The sequence below is a fragment of the Diaphorobacter sp. HDW4A genome (assembly GCF_011305995.1).
Classification (GTDB): domain Bacteria; phylum Pseudomonadota; class Gammaproteobacteria; order Burkholderiales; family Burkholderiaceae_C; genus Diaphorobacter_A.
In genome coordinates this window covers 4,302,827-4,316,245 of the sequence record NZ_CP049910.1, presented here as the reverse complement: position 1 = coordinate 4,316,245, position 13,419 = coordinate 4,302,827, and the positions used below count along the sequence as shown (strand labels likewise).

The following is a 13,419-nucleotide window of genomic DNA, read 5'->3' as shown; positions in this document are numbered from 1 at the left end:
CATGGATTCAGCATTGCACTTCTTTGGCGTTCGCCACCACGGGCCGGGCAGCGCACGCAGCCTGCTCAAGGCGCTTGAAGCGCTGCAGCCCGACGCCGTGCTGATCGAAGGCCCGGCCGAATGCGAGGCGCTGTTGCCCGCCGTCGCAAGCGAGGATCTGCGCCCGCCGGTTGCCATGCTGGTCTATGGTCAGGACGAGCCGAGCCGTGCGTCGTTCTTTCCGTTGGCCGAGTTTTCGCCCGAATGGGTGGCCCTGCAATGGGCCGTGAAGCAGGGCGTGCCGGTGCGCTTCATGGACCTGCCGCAGGCCACGGAAATGGCGCTCGACAAGGAGGCCGAAGAGGCGCGCAAGCTCAAGGCCGAGGAACTGGCGAAGCAGGCGGAGAGCGAGCCTGAATCGAGCGACGATGAGGACGCTGAAACGGCGGATGACGAGACCGTTGTGATCGATGCCGAGATCGAGATCGAACAGCCGCACCCCGACCAGCGCTTTGCACGCGATCCGCTCGATGCGCTCGCCGAGGCCGCAGGTTATGCCGATGGCGAGACCTGGTGGAATCGGCTGGTCGAGGAGCGCGGGGGCGACAGCGCGGTGTTCGATGCGGTGGCCGAGGCGATGACCGCACTGCGCGAAGAGCTGCCCAACAGCTTGCGCGGCGAGGCCTATGCGCTGCGCGAGGAGCGCCGCGAGGCCACGATGCGCCAGACCATGCGCGAGGCGCAGAAGGCCGGGCATCAGCGCATTGCAGTGATCTGCGGTGCGTGGCACGTGCCCGCGCTGACGGCGATATCGACGACGAAGGTGACGGCCAAGGCCGATGCCGCGACGCTCAAGGGCCTCCCGAAAATCAAAGTGCAGGCGACCTGGGCGCCGTGGACGCATCGCAACCTCGCGAGCGGCAGTGGCTATGGCGCGGGCGTGGATGCGCCGGGCTGGTATGCGCACCTGTGGCGCACCGATGCGGCAGCGGACAACAACACCGCCGCTCACGAACCATCGCCGCGCTTCATCCAGCCGAGCCGCGCAGCGGGCTGGCTCTCGCGCGTGGCGCAGTTGCTGCGTGGCCATGACCTCGATTGTTCGAGCGCGCACATCATCGAGGCCACGCGCCTGGCCGAAGGTCTTGCGGCGCTGCGCGGCCAGACCGAGCCCGGCCTGCCCGAGCTGCACGAGGCCGTGCGCACGGTGGTCTGCATGGGCGAATCCGCGCCGCTCAAGCTGATCCACGATGCGCTGGTGGTGGGCGATGTGCTCGGGAGCGTGCCTGCCGATGTGCCGCTGGTGCCGCTGCAGCGCGATCTGGAGCAGCAGCAGAAGACGCTGCGTCTCAAGCCCGAGGCGGGCTCGAAGATCGTCGCGCTCGACCTGCGCAAGGACACCGATCTGGCGCGCAGCCACCTGCTGCACCGCTTGCGGCTGCTGGGCATCCACTGGGGGCGCCGTGCGTCGGACCAGCAGCGCAATCGCGGCACCTTCCGCGAGAGCTGGGATCTGCAATGGCAGCCCGAACTGGTGGTCAAGCTCATCGAGGCGAGCCGTTTCGGATCGACCGTGGAGACCGCCACCGCCAAGCGCGTGCTGCAGACGCTCACGCCGCAAACCGCGCTGCCCGAGATCGCCGAAGCCATCGACGATGCGCTGCTCGCGCAACTGCCGCAGTTGGTCGAGCGGCTGATGAACGAGGTTTCGGCGCGCGCGGCGATCACCGGCGATGTGCAGCAACTGCTGCGCGCCTTGCCCGCGCTCGCCAATGTCTACCGCTACGGCAGCGTGCGCCAGACAGACAGCAAGCTGCTCGCGGGCGTGATCGATCAGCTCGTGCTGCGCGCGGCCATCGGTCTGCCGAACGCCTGCCTGTCGCTCGACGAGGATGCCGCGCGCGGCGTGAAGACCATCGCGCTGCTGGCCGATGAGGCGATCCGCCTGCGCGATGCCGAGGAGACCACCAACGCCTGGCACCGCGCGCTGGTGGTGATGGCCGAGGCAGACACCTGCGCGGCGCTGCTGCGCGGCATGGCGACGCGGCTGCTGCTCGACGCGAAGCTTTGGGACGAGGAAAAGATCGGCCTGCAGTTCGCGCACAACCTGTCGCTCGGCGTCGCGCCGGTCGATGCGGCCGCGTGGCTAGATGGCTTTCTCAACGGCCAGGCGCTGGTGCTGCTGCATGACGATGCGATCTGGGGCGCGGTCGATGCGTGGCTTGCACAATTGGGCGAGGCGCAGTTCATCCAGGTGCTTCCGCTGGTGCGCCGCAGCTTTGCGGAATTCAGCCGCGCGGAACGCCAGCAGCTCGGCTCGCGCGCGGTGCGTGGGCCCAAGCAGGGCACGCAGACGGCGCAATCCGGCGTGGCCGCAATGGCGGACGATCTCGATGTGGAACGCGCCGCACTGGTGCTGCCCGCGCTGCGCACGCTCTGGGGCCTGGCTCCAAGTCACGAGAAGGCCTGAGGGAAGACACAAACATGGCACGTACCAAGAACAATCCGAACCAGAACGCCGCCGCTGCGGCAACGCCCACCACCGCGCTTGAAGACCTGCCGCCCACCGACCGCCTGCAGCGCTGGCGACTGGTGCTCGGCGAGCCTGCGGACGCGAGCTGCGGCGCGCTGTCGGGCGGCATCGGCGAGATCGATCAGGCATTGGCAGCGCTCTACGAACAGCAAAAGCGCGACGATGGTCCGCGCCGCGGCGGCCTCGGCAACTCGTCGCCCAACGTCTCGCGCTGGCTGGGCGACATCCGCCGCTATTTCCCAAGCTCGGTCGTGCAGGTCATGCAGCGCGACGCGATGGAGCGGCTCAACCTGCGCCAGCTCATGCTGCAGCCCGAGATGCTCGAAAGCGTACAGGCCGACGTGCATCTGGTGGCTGATCTGATCTCGCTTTCCAGCGTGATTCCGCAGAGCACCAAGGCCACCGCGCGCGCCGTGGTGCAGAAGGTGGTGGATGAACTCATGCGCAAGCTTGAAGAGCCGATGCGCGGCGCGATCAGCGGCGCGCTCGACCGCAGCCAGCGCAACCGCCGGCCCAAGCATGCCGAGATCGACTGGCACCGCACCATCCGCGCCAATTTGCGCCACTGGCAGCCCGAGTACCGCACCATCGTGCCCGAAACGCTGATCGGCTACGGACGCAAGGCCCGCAAGCCGCAGCGCGAGGTGGTGCTGTGCATCGACCAGAGCGGCTCGATGGCGAACTCTGTCGTCTACTCGAGCATCTTCGGCGCGGTGATGGCGAGCCTGCCTGCCGTCGACACCAAGATGGTGGTGTTCGACACCGCCGTGGTCGACATGACCGAGAAGCTCGACGATCCGGTCGACGTGCTGTTCGGTGTGCAGCTTGGCGGCGGCACCGACATCAACGGCGCCGTCGGCTACTGCCAGAGCCTCATCCGCGAGCCGCGCAACACAATTCTGGTGCTGATCTCCGACCTGTACGAGGGCGGCGTCGAGGCCGGTCTGCTGCGCCGCGCGCACGAGTTGGTGGAGTCGGGCGTGCAGTTCATCACGCTGCTCGCGTTGAGCGACGAAGGCGCCCCCGCCTACGACGCCCAACTCGCGAGCAAGCTCGCCGCGCTCGGCGTGCCTTCATTTGCCTGCACGCCGGACGCATTCCCGCAGCTCATGGCGGCTGCCATCCGGCGTGATGACATCAGCGCCTGGGCGGCGGCGCAGGGGATGAAGACGAGTCGGTGAGGACGCCGCCGCGCTCTTTTTTGGACAAAGGTTGGATATGTTGATCTGACCGACAACCGGGAGTTTTCATGGAGCGCTATGTGGCATTTCTGCGGGGTGTGAGCCCCATGAACTGCAAGATGCCGGAACTCAAGCGCTGCTTCGAGGCTGCGGGTTTTGTGGACGTGAAGACGCTTTTGTCCAGCGGCAATGTGGCCTTTTCGGCCAGGCCGGAGGTCGTTCCCGTGCTGGAGCGGATGGCGGAAGAAACCATGGAAAAGCATCTCGGAAAGCGGTTCATGACGATTGTCCGGCCATCGGCATTTCTGCAGTCGCTGGTTGCGCGTGCGCCGTTCGCGGAGTTTGCGTTGGCTGCCAATGCCAAGCCGGTCGTGACGTTTCTGCTCCGGCCCTGCGAAGGGACACTCACGCTGCCTCTGGAGCAGGCGCAGGCCGCCATTCTCAAGCTGGAGGGCACGGAGGTGTTTTCCGCCTATGTGCCCAACGAGAAAGGTCCGGTGTTCATGGCCTTGCTGGAGAAGACCTTTGGCAAGCAGATCACGACACGGACACTGGATACCGTGCGCAAGTGCGCCGCCGCATAGTGTGATGCGGCTCTGAAAGAGGGCGCTGACGCAGTGCGCAGTGCGCCGTGTGCATCCATGCGCAGGATGTTCTTGCGGTCCCTTCCTTCTTTTTTCTGTATCGCCAATCCAACGGTCGCAGCACGGGGCTCCTTTGGATTTTTTTGTTGTCATTTAATCACAAAATATCAATGGGTTAATTTGATTGACATCAACTATTGATAAGTTACTATTGGAAATACCCATTAATGCAGTATCACTACCAGAGGTTCTGCATCTCCCTCCCCGTGATCGCGCCTACAAGGAATGAACATGCGTCCAGTGAAGTCCTCCCTCGAGTTTGCCGTGCATCCGCTGGTGCGAGCCCTGTCCGGGGTTGCGCTGTGCGTGGCGGTGCCGCTTTCGGCACATGCGGCCTATGACAATGTTTTCTGGAAGGGCACGGTCTCGCAGAACTGGAGTGATCTCGGTAATTGGGAAGTCGTGACAGGCGGCGCGCATCCTCCTGCCCAGCAACTGGGTGATCAGGATCCTGTGTTCGTTGAAACCAGCAGTGGCCCGGTGATGGTCACGGGTGCCGCGAAGGCGCTGCTCTTGGGGATGGCACAGAAGGCGGGAGATCAAGGAGCCCTGACCGTGACGGGCTCTGCAGGCTCCTTGGATGTGGGTAGTGATCCGTCTTTTTCTTATGTGTCTGTCGGCTGGCTGGGCAATGCCCGCGTGCAGGTGGAAAAAGGTGCTTCAGTCAAGGCTCGGCAATTCTCCATCGCCAATGGCAACACTAATGAGTCCACTCCCGCCAGTTCAGGAAGCAGCGCGACGATCATTGATACTGGAAGCTCGCTCACGGCAGGCATTTTGTCTGTGGGCGGGATTGCACCGGGTACGCTGGATGTGAAGGCCGGAGCGAAGGTCACATCCGACAGTGTTCTTGTCGTCGGTGGCTTTTCTGGATCGACGCAGAATCAGGCTGGTACCGGCCTTCTGCAGATTGATGGTTCGGGTGCGATGACGGTGGATGGCGCGGGCACGCAGCTGATGGCAGGTGACTCGATCATCGGGCTGCAGGGCAAGGGTGTCTTGACGGTCAGCGGCGGCGCCAGCGCGACTTTTGCGCCCACGCCTCCGGCTTCTCAGACTCCGTTCGGTGTGTACGCAGGCAATGGCTTGAACATTGGCGGTTTCTCGTTCAATCTGAATGGCGTCAACAACATGACGATGCCGTTCAATGCCGACGGCACGATGAACGTCACGGGCCCCGGAACATCCGTCACGGTGAACGGCAATGTGCTCATGGCAATGTTCGGTGCTGCCGATATCAATCCCAACCTTTCCGGGACGGATCTGCCCACCAACGCCGTTCTGAGCGTTGCCGATGGTGCGACGATGACGGTGGCGGGCCGCGTTCTGATGGGGCGCGGCGTAGTGACCAACAGCCCCGAAAACACGGTCACGATCAATGTGGGTTCCGGTGGAAAATCCGGCACGTTGACGGCCGATCTCATCGCCTCCAACACGACCCTGGGCTTTCTGAATTTCAATCATACCGACGACATCAGTTTCCCGCCCCGCATGCTTGGCGCGCACACCGTGAAGCAAATGAACTCGGGTGCCACCACCTTCACGCAGGAACAGGGTTACGAAGGCCCCACCTTCGTGAGCGCTGGTCGCTTGGTCGCGGGCGTGGTGAGCGCGTTCAGCCCGATGTCGGCCCACACGGTCTCGGGCGGCGGAACGCTGGATGCCAATGGGTTCGATCAAACCGTCGCCAGCCTCGTGAATGGCGGCATCGTCAATCTGCCGAACACGGCCGCGTTGCCCAAGTCTGCGGTAGGCGGAAAGGCGCTCCTCAAGGCCGCACCCGGTCAGCCTGGTGTGGTGATGACGACTGCAGGTAACTACACCAGCAACGGCGGGACACTCACGCTGGGAACGGCGCTGGGCAACGACAGCGCGCCTACCGACAAGCTGGTGGTGCAGGGCGATTCTGTACTGGGCAGCGGCCCGACCAGTATCGATGTGCGCAACATCAACGGCGCAGGTGCGGCCACCACGGGCAATGGCATCGAGGTGGTGAGCGTGGCGGGCGCTTCGGCAGCAAGCGCCTTCGTGCTCAAGAGCCCTCCGCGCGCAGGTAACTTCCTCTACTCGCTCGCTCAGGTGGGCAATAACTGGTACCTGCAGTCCAAGGACGCGCCTTTGCAGGCGCAGACCATCACCTTCGGCGCGCAGCCGCCGCAGAACTTCACGCAGAGCGGCACGTTCGCATTGCCCTCGCCCGCCACGGCGTCGAGCGGTCTGGCGGTGAGCTATGCATCGACCACACCTGCCATCTGCACCATCTCAGGCACCATGGTGACGATGCTGGCTGCGGGCAACTGCGGCATCACCGCATCACAGGCAGGTGATTCGATCTGGAGCGCAGCCACTTCGGTGACGCAGACGATTGCGCTGCAGACAGGCACCGTGGTGACACCGCCAACAGGTCAGGCAACGCCGGTGCCGGTGTGGGGCTTGCCCGCGTGGTTGCTGGGCACCGGGCTGCTGGGTGGGCTGGGCGGTGTGTTGGCGCGTCGCAGGCGCATGGTGGTTGCCAAGGGCGAGCGCCATCCGCAGCAGCGTTGAATGTGGATGAAATGAAATCGGCCCGCTGACAGCGGGCCGATTTCATGTGCGAGATGGGAGTCTGATCAGCGCAGTGCGCCGCGCGCATCCACGCGCACGAGGCTCTCTACCGTGCCGCCTTCGAGCCCGCCGCGCACGCCGATCATGTAGTCGTGCAGATTGACGGTGGGGTCGCAGTGCCCGGGGATCAGCCAGACGGTGGCGCCCAGTGCGGGCAGCCAGCCACTGGTGCTTTCGGGGTGCAGGATGCCGTGCTCGTCGCCGCCGTTCGCGAAGCGCAGCTTGCTTTCTTCGTCTTCTTCTTCATCGCTGAGACTGTGCACCGTCGGCAGGCCCGATTCGATGGCGTGGGCCTTGTGGCCCGCATCGCAGACGGCGTGCTTGTCGTCGGCCGAGATGACTTGTGATTTGACGAACAGCGCGTGCTCGAACGCGGGCTGGGCGGGGTCGCGCTCGTTTTGCGCATAGTCCGCATCCATGAACAGGAACGAGCCCGCCTGTAGCTCGCCGTAGACGCCGCTCGCGGCCTCGTGGATCAGCGTGCCGGTGCCTGAGCCGGTGATGAGATGCACCGCAAGACCTGCGGCAACGATCAGTTCGCGCGTGTGCACGACCTCTTCGATGACCTGCGCGATGGCCTGACGGCGCTCGGCACCGGTACGAAAGTGCTGCGCGCGGCCATGGTAGGCCTGCAGGCCCGCAAAGCGCAACGGTGGGTGCTCGGCGATGGCCTGCGCCAGCGCGACGGCGGACTCACCGGGCGGCACGCCACAGCGGCCCTGACCAACGTCGATCTCGACGAATACGTCGATGATGCCGTGGCTCGTCACATCGCGCAGCGAACGTGCAAGCAGTTCGATGCCGACTTCCGAGTCCACAGCGATGGCAAGGCGTCCGCCGCGTGCATCGAGATCCTGCGCGAGTTGTGCCACGCGCCGCAACTTGGTGGGCGCGATGATTTCGTTGCTGATGTAGAGATTGTTCACGCCGTGCGCGGCGAGGATTTCGGCCTCGGAGAGCTTCTGCACGCAGTGGCCGATGGCTCCAGCCTGTTCGAGCAGCAGCGCGATGTCGGCGCTCTTGTGCAGCTTGGCATGCGGGCGCCAGCGCACGCGGTGCTTGCGTGTAAAGTCCGCCATGCGCTGGATGTTGCGGTCCAGGGCGTCCAGGTCGATGACCAGCGCGGGCGTCTCGATCTGGTCTACGGATTTGCCCTGCAGTTGCAGCAGATGATCAGGAATGAATTTCATCGCGGCTTTGCTGGTTCAGGTGTTCGGTGTCCGCCCAGCCGACGAGCGTGAGGCCGCTGTCGGGTGTCCAGAGCAGGCGGTTGATGGCCGCGTTGGTTAGCTGCCAGGTGCGCGGGGCCTGCAGGTCGAGTTTGGTCGCGAGGCGGTAGAGCACGTCCATCACGCCGCCATGCGCAACAAGCACGATCTGTTCGTCAGGGTGCAGGGCGGCAAGGTCGTTCACTGTCTGGTCAATGCGTGCCAGCAGCATGGTCAGCGACTCACCGCCGCCACCGGGCACGAACTCGGGGTCGCGCTTGCGCCAACGCATCGCGTCTTCAGGTGACTCGGCCTCGATCTGCGCAAAGGTGCGGCCCTGAAAATCACCGAAGCTGCGCTCGCGCAGTTGCTGGTTGGCGATCAGCGGTGCGCCCGTGGTTTGAGCGATGGCCTGTGCGGTGGCGAAGGCGCGCTGAAGGTCGCTGCTGTAGATCGCATCGATGTTTTCGTTCGCCAATGCGCCAGCGGCCTGCTGCGCCTGCCATTCGCCGATGTCGTTGAGGGGGATGTCGAGGTGGCCCTGAATGCGGGTGTCCACGTTCCAGGCGGTTTCGCCGTGGCGGATGGCAATGATGCGGGTGACGTGCATACGGGTAGGGAGCTTTGAATCGATCGAGGAAGAGGCCGCCACCTGTTGTGTTGGGATAGTGTGCGGAGATGCGTGTATTTCACAGCCCTTTCGATTGTCCCGCAATCAGGGCTTCCGCCAGAAAGCGGGTATTTGCATCTTTGGTGTTTGCCTTTTGCCTTTTGCTTTTTGGGTGGTGGCTCAGGATGCGTGCCCGCTTCGTTGGCTTGCTGATGGATGCGGGGGCGGGGAGCGAAAAAAAGCCGATGGACCTTTGGGAACATCGGCGTTGCTTGATTTCTATTTTTGCTCAGAGCAGCGACTTGGCGTTGTCGAGCACCAGATCGCAGGCCTTTTCCTTGATGCTGCCCTTGACCTTGTCGAGGCTGAAACTCTTGCCGTCTTTGCCGGTGATCATGCCGGTGGCGCCGCTGAGGAAACCTTCGTCCTTGGGTTCTTCCTTGGGGCCGAGGCCTACTTTGCCGAGGAGTTGGTCCTTGACGGCTGCGGCCTTGTCGGCGTTGAGGTAGTTGTTCTTCATGCAGTAGGTGATCACGCCGGCCGCATTGCTGGCGGTGCCGGAACCCGACAGGCCCATGGCTGAGAGTGCGGCGGAAGACGAATCACCGCCGCCGAGCGCGCCGGAGAGCATCGAGCCACTGCCGCTGCTTTCTGTTGTGCTGCCGCCGCTCATCTTGTCGCGCAGTGCGTCGCCCAGACCCGCTGCGTGGGCGCTCACAGCTCCGCCAAGGAGCAGCGCACACAGAAGCGAGGAGGTGGCCAAGCGGTTCACGTTTTTCTTGTTGTATTTCATGTCGGATCCTTTTCGAAACGGTTGGAGCGGTGGTTTATGAAAAAGAGAGTAAGTGAGCATTTGCTCTTGCTAGCTTTGCCGGTCTTTGTGTCTTGACCTTAGCACGATGATTTGCACGCAAATGTTGATCTTTGCAAAATCACCGTGCACGAGGTGTAGCGGGATGTGTGATCCCGCCGTGCTCAACGTGATGCAGGCGCAGGTGCCGATTCAACCTTGGCGGGAGCAGGGGCTGTGGCGGAGTCCGGTAGCGGCACGGTGGTGGTGCGATCAACCAGCGTTCGCACCACGCGCGTGCCCTGCGGCGGCGTCGGAAATCCGGCGAGCGCCTGACGGAACAGCACGCCGTAGATCGCGGGATCGTCCGTCCACACATCTTCGAAGACGGCAGAGGTTTCGTAGACGATCTTTTGCGACTTGGCGTCGCGCAGTATCAGGCTGACTTTGCGGTGATGGAGCGGCGTGGGCCTGTCCATCATCCATCCCGTACCCATGCCAAAGCCCCAGCCGCGACCGAAGCCGAACCCGAAGCTGCCGTAGAACGGCGAGGGGCCAAAGCCCGGATAGCCATAGCCATAACCATAGGCGTTCCAGTATGGATTGGGCACAAAGCCCGCTTCGGCGCCGAGCTGCAGCACGAGGCTCGCGTTGCGGTCGTCACGCTGCAGGCCGACATTGGCCAGCGCCTGCTGGGCCTGGGACTCGATGGCGTCAAAGCGCACCGCGTTGGCGTTCTGCGATGGCAGGCGCTCCAGGCGATACGTGGGCGGTGCGGGCAGCGCCGTCAGTGTGGAATAGGCGTTGACGTTGCTCTCCACCGTGCGGGTGGTGGAACAGCCGGCAAGCAGCAGGGCCGAGAACAGGCCCAAAACAAACGAAAGGCGAAAACGTTGCAGTAGAGAGGTCATGACGGGTCATCCAGACAGTCCAGTGGATATTGCGTTCTCAATCGACCTTCAATTGAGAATGGATCGCAACGATGCATAGACTGTTGGATAACCAAAAAACTGTCAAGTTCTCAGGAAAGCTGCACAACCTGCACGCCGCCCGGCAAAACGGGCGTCGTCGGCAGTTCTTCTTGGTCGAAGGCCATGTCGCCGTTCGGATCGGCAATGCCGGTGGCCTTGGCACCCTTGAAATCGTGCAGCTCGGGATCCATCATGTGGGTGGTTACGATGTTGCCCATGGCGCGGAACATGCTCTCGATGCGGCCTGGAAACTTCTTGTCCCATTCGCGCAGCATCTCGCCCACGGCCACGCGCTGCAGGCCGTCCTGGCTGCCGCAGAGGTTGCAGGGGATGATCGGGAACTGCTGGTACTGCGACCAGCGAATCGTGTCCTTCTCCGGCACATAGGCCATCGGGCGGATCACCACATGTTTGCCGTCGTCGGAGACCAGCTTTGGCGGCATGCCCTTCATGCGGCCGCCGTAGAACATGTTGAGCATCAGCGTCTGCACGATGTCGTCACGGTGATGGCCGAGCGCCAGCTTGGTGCAACCCAGCTTGTCGGCCACCGAGTAGAGAATCGCACGGCGCAGGCGCGAGCACAGACCGCAGGTGGTCTTGCCTTCGGGGATCACGCGCTTGACGACGCTGTAGGTGTCCTGCGTCTCGATGTGGTACTCCACGCCGATGCTCTTGAAGTATTCGGGCAGGATGTGATCGGGGAAGCCCGGCTGCTTCTGGTCAAGGTTGACTGCCACCAGTTCGAACTTCACCGGCGCGCGCTTTTGCAGCTTGCGCAGGATGTCGAGCATGGTGTAGCTGTCCTTGCCGCCGGACATGCAGACCATCACGCGGTCGCCCTCTTCGATCATGTTGAAGTCGGTGATCGCACGGCCGACCTCGCGGCACAGGCGCTTTTCGAGCTTGATCTGCTCGCGTTCGATCTTGATCTTGCCGGGCTGGGTAATGGCTTCGGCGCTGGCCTCATCGGCTGCAGCGTCGGCGATCCACGGGTTGTCAGTAATAGCGTTCATGGCGGTTCACCACTGTCCGGTCGCCGCGCGAAATCTGCATTGCCTTGCTGTTTCGCGTGCTTCCGTCGTCAATCGGGGGTTGTGTACAACTGGCCTCAAGGCCAGCCAAGCGGCGTCAGGCGAAGGTTGTCCCGATGGGCAATCGGTGACAGGTTACGCGGACGCGGCAAACCGCAATTGTCGCATGCAAGCCGTTCGCCTGCTCCGCAGGGGCTGCTCAGGCGAGCGGAAATTCAGGATTTGGCCGGATTGCCCAGACAGGCGAGGCGCTTGGTGTCGTGCACGTTGCCGTACTGGGCCAGCGCTTCGAACGCCTTGACCTCATCCTGGCTGCCTTCATCTGCATTCAGGTAGGCAAGATTGGCCACCGCCGCCTTGCGCTTGGCCTGTGCCGCCTCCATGCACGCGGGGGAAATGCCCTTGGTCTGCAGCAACTGGTCATATTGCGGGAGTTGCGCGCTCAAGCCATCCTCGTCGGCCTTCAGGGTCAAGGTCAGGCCCTTGAGCGAGAGCGCGGCGAGTTGGCCCATGAACTCCTTGTCGGCAGTCGACTGGGCCGTAGCGGTCCCGGAGAAGCCCATGGAGCACAGGGTCAGCAAGCAGGTGATCGTGACGTGTTTCATGCGGAAAATTCCCTCGATGCAAATGAATTTTGCTGCGAGCCTACCACTGTCCCGTTTCCACCCGGATCGCCACTTCGCAGTCGTCAAAAATCTCCAGCTTGGCGATCTTCACCCGCACGCCGAGCACGCCGGGCAGTTGCATCAGGCGCTGGGCGAGTTTGCCGATCAGGCTTTCGAGCAGGTTCACATGCTCGGAGCGGCACTCGTCGATGATGATCTGGCGGACCTTGCGATAGTCGAGCACATGCAGGATGTCGTCATCGCTCGGGCGCAGGGGCTGGGTGCCGAGGTTGAGTTCGGCGTCCACCTGGATGGGCTGCGGAGCGGTTTTTTCGTGGGCAAGGATGCCGAGGTTCGCGTCGAAGCGCAAACCTGTGAGCGTCAGAATCTGGGTACCAGCGGCGTTGTGCATGGCTGAAAAAGCAAAAGAGAAAAAAGGGGTGATGCCAGCGCGCGGGCGCTCACATCAGGGAAAAATCGCGCTCGAAGCGCATCAGGTGCTGGCCGCCGTCCACCAGCAGGGTGGTGCCGGTGATGGAGCGGTTGGTGAGCGCAAATTGCACGGTGGCCGCCACATCGACGGGGGTGGACGAGCGCCCGAGCGGGCTCAGGCGGTGCAGTTGCTCGAACTTTTCGGTCTCGAGCATGTGGCTGGTGAGGGTGAGCCCTGGCGCTACGCCCACCACGCGCACCAGCGGTGCGAGGGCGAGCGAGAGCATGGTGCCCGCGGCTTCCAGTGCGGCCTTGGATAGCGTGTAGCTCAGGAAATCGGGGTTCTGGTTCCAGAGCTTCTGGTCGAGCAGATTCACGACGGCGCCCTGCACATCCTCTTCGCCAGCTTCCGTGCGCTGCTTGAGATGCGCATGCAGACACTGCGCGAGCACGATGGGCGCGCCGGTGTTGCTGCGCAGATGCTCGCCGAGCGTGGCGTAGCTGAAGGTGTCGATGCCGTCGTGCTCGAACAGGGCAGCACTGTTGACCACCGCGTCCACCGCGCCGAACCGCGCCACCACGCGCGGTAACAGGGCACGCACGTCGGCCTCGTCGTCGAAGTTCGCGGCGAAGCGCGCGCTGTCGCCCGAAAGCGCGGCGCAGCGGGCTTCGGTGTCCATTGCGTCGCCCTCGGAGGAACGGTAGTGCACGGCCACCCGCCAGCCTGCGCTCGCGAGTGCGAGCGCGATTTCACGCCCCAAGCGCTTGGCGGCGCCAGTCACGAGAACGGTGCGAGGTCGTGATGATCGTGCGGTTGGGGGCATTGGGGGA

General features: G+C 63.5%; 12 protein-coding genes. 4 read left to right on the top strand and 8 right to left on the bottom strand.

Annotated elements, in window-relative coordinates; translation table 11 throughout:
- Position 1: 1 nt before the first annotated feature.
- The 4 genes from G7047_RS19820 (at position 2) to G7047_RS19805 (ending at position 6,881) form a co-directional block, all read left to right on the top strand.
- On the top strand, positions 2 to 2,449 hold the full coding sequence (locus G7047_RS19820; protein WP_166309329.1) for a DUF5682 family protein: 2,448 nt from the start codon (positions 2 to 4) through the stop codon (positions 2,447 to 2,449).
- Between the two features lie 14 nt (positions 2,450 to 2,463).
- The gene (locus G7047_RS19815; RefSeq protein WP_166309326.1) at positions 2,464 to 3,693 is read left to right on the top strand and encodes a VWA domain-containing protein; all 1,230 of its coding nucleotides are present in this window, start codon (positions 2,464 to 2,466) and stop codon (positions 3,691 to 3,693) included.
- 68 nt (positions 3,694 to 3,761) lie between these two features.
- Positions 3,762 to 4,277 carry a DUF1697 domain-containing protein gene (locus G7047_RS19810; protein WP_166309323.1) on the top strand — a complete coding sequence of 172 codons (516 nt, stop codon included), beginning with the start codon at positions 3,762 to 3,764 and terminating at the stop codon, positions 4,275 to 4,277.
- Between the two features lie 291 nt (positions 4,278 to 4,568).
- Entirely contained in the window at positions 4,569 to 6,881 is a 2,313-nt protein-coding gene (locus tag G7047_RS19805; RefSeq protein WP_166309320.1) for a hypothetical protein, read from the top strand.
- Positions 6,882 to 6,946: 65 nt separating this feature from the next.
- Here G7047_RS19805 and G7047_RS19800 read toward each other — a convergent pair whose 3' ends face one another.
- From G7047_RS19800 to G7047_RS19765, 8 genes are all read right to left on the bottom strand, one after another.
- A complete protein-coding gene (locus tag G7047_RS19800) occupies positions 6,947 to 8,131 on the bottom strand; it encodes a DSD1 family PLP-dependent enzyme (protein ID WP_166309317.1) in 1,185 nt (394 codons plus the stop codon).
- On the bottom strand, positions 8,115 to 8,759 hold the full coding sequence (locus tag G7047_RS19795) for a histidine phosphatase family protein (RefSeq protein ID WP_166309314.1): 645 nt from the start codon (positions 8,757 to 8,759) through the stop codon (positions 8,115 to 8,117). Before G7047_RS19795 ends, G7047_RS19800 begins: the two co-directional genes overlap by 17 nt.
- A gap of 289 nt (positions 8,760 to 9,048) precedes the next feature.
- Positions 9,049 to 9,552 carry a DUF2501 domain-containing protein gene (locus tag G7047_RS19790; RefSeq protein WP_166309311.1) on the bottom strand — a complete coding sequence of 168 codons (504 nt, stop codon included), beginning with the start codon at positions 9,550 to 9,552 and terminating at the stop codon, positions 9,049 to 9,051.
- A gap of 182 nt (positions 9,553 to 9,734) precedes the next feature.
- Positions 9,735 to 10,460 (bottom strand): DUF4136 domain-containing protein, encoded by a 726-nt coding sequence (locus tag G7047_RS19785; protein ID WP_166309308.1) that lies wholly within the window; start codon positions 10,458 to 10,460, stop codon positions 9,735 to 9,737.
- Between the two features lie 110 nt (positions 10,461 to 10,570).
- Positions 10,571 to 11,533 carry a tRNA 2-thiocytidine(32) synthetase TtcA gene (ttcA, locus tag G7047_RS19780; protein WP_166309305.1) on the bottom strand — a complete coding sequence of 321 codons (963 nt, stop codon included), beginning with the start codon at positions 11,531 to 11,533 and terminating at the stop codon, positions 10,571 to 10,573.
- Positions 11,534 to 11,766: 233 nt separating this feature from the next.
- On the bottom strand, positions 11,767 to 12,156 hold the full coding sequence (locus G7047_RS19775) for a hypothetical protein (protein ID WP_166309302.1): 390 nt from the start codon (positions 12,154 to 12,156) through the stop codon (positions 11,767 to 11,769).
- A 40-nt stretch (positions 12,157 to 12,196) separates the two neighbouring features.
- The gene (locus G7047_RS19770; protein WP_166309299.1) at positions 12,197 to 12,568 is read right to left on the bottom strand and encodes a dihydroneopterin aldolase; all 372 of its coding nucleotides are present in this window, start codon (positions 12,566 to 12,568) and stop codon (positions 12,197 to 12,199) included.
- 49 nt (positions 12,569 to 12,617) lie between these two features.
- Entirely contained in the window at positions 12,618 to 13,412 is a 795-nt protein-coding gene (locus G7047_RS19765) for an SDR family oxidoreductase (RefSeq protein WP_166309296.1), read from the bottom strand.
- Positions 13,413 to 13,419: the final 7 nt, after the last annotated feature.

Coding starts and splice junctions, on each gene's coding strand:
- G7047_RS19810 (WP_166309323.1), top strand. CDS start 3,762: ATGGAGCGCTATGTGGCATTTCTGCGGGGTGTGAGCCCCATGAACTGC.
- G7047_RS19765 (WP_166309296.1), bottom strand. CDS start 13,412: ATGCCCCCAACCGCACGATCATCACGACCTCGCACCGTTCTCGTGACT.
- G7047_RS19800 (WP_166309317.1), bottom strand. CDS start 8,131: ATGAAATTCATTCCTGATCATCTGCTGCAACTGCAGGGCAAATCCGTA.
- G7047_RS19790 (WP_166309311.1), bottom strand. CDS start 9,552: ATGAAATACAACAAGAAAAACGTGAACCGCTTGGCCACCTCCTCGCTT.
- G7047_RS19805 (WP_166309320.1), top strand. CDS start 4,569: ATGCGTCCAGTGAAGTCCTCCCTCGAGTTTGCCGTGCATCCGCTGGTG.
- G7047_RS19815 (WP_166309326.1), top strand. CDS start 2,464: ATGGCACGTACCAAGAACAATCCGAACCAGAACGCCGCCGCTGCGGCA.
- G7047_RS19820 (WP_166309329.1), top strand. CDS start 2: ATGGATTCAGCATTGCACTTCTTTGGCGTTCGCCACCACGGGCCGGGC.
- ttcA (WP_166309305.1), bottom strand. CDS start 11,533: ATGAACGCTATTACTGACAACCCGTGGATCGCCGACGCTGCAGCCGAT.
- G7047_RS19770 (WP_166309299.1), bottom strand. CDS start 12,568: ATGCACAACGCCGCTGGTACCCAGATTCTGACGCTCACAGGTTTGCGC.
- G7047_RS19795 (WP_166309314.1), bottom strand. CDS start 8,759: ATGCACGTCACCCGCATCATTGCCATCCGCCACGGCGAAACCGCCTGG.
- G7047_RS19775 (WP_166309302.1), bottom strand. CDS start 12,156: ATGAAACACGTCACGATCACCTGCTTGCTGACCCTGTGCTCCATGGGC.
- G7047_RS19785 (WP_166309308.1), bottom strand. CDS start 10,460: ATGACCTCTCTACTGCAACGTTTTCGCCTTTCGTTTGTTTTGGGCCTG.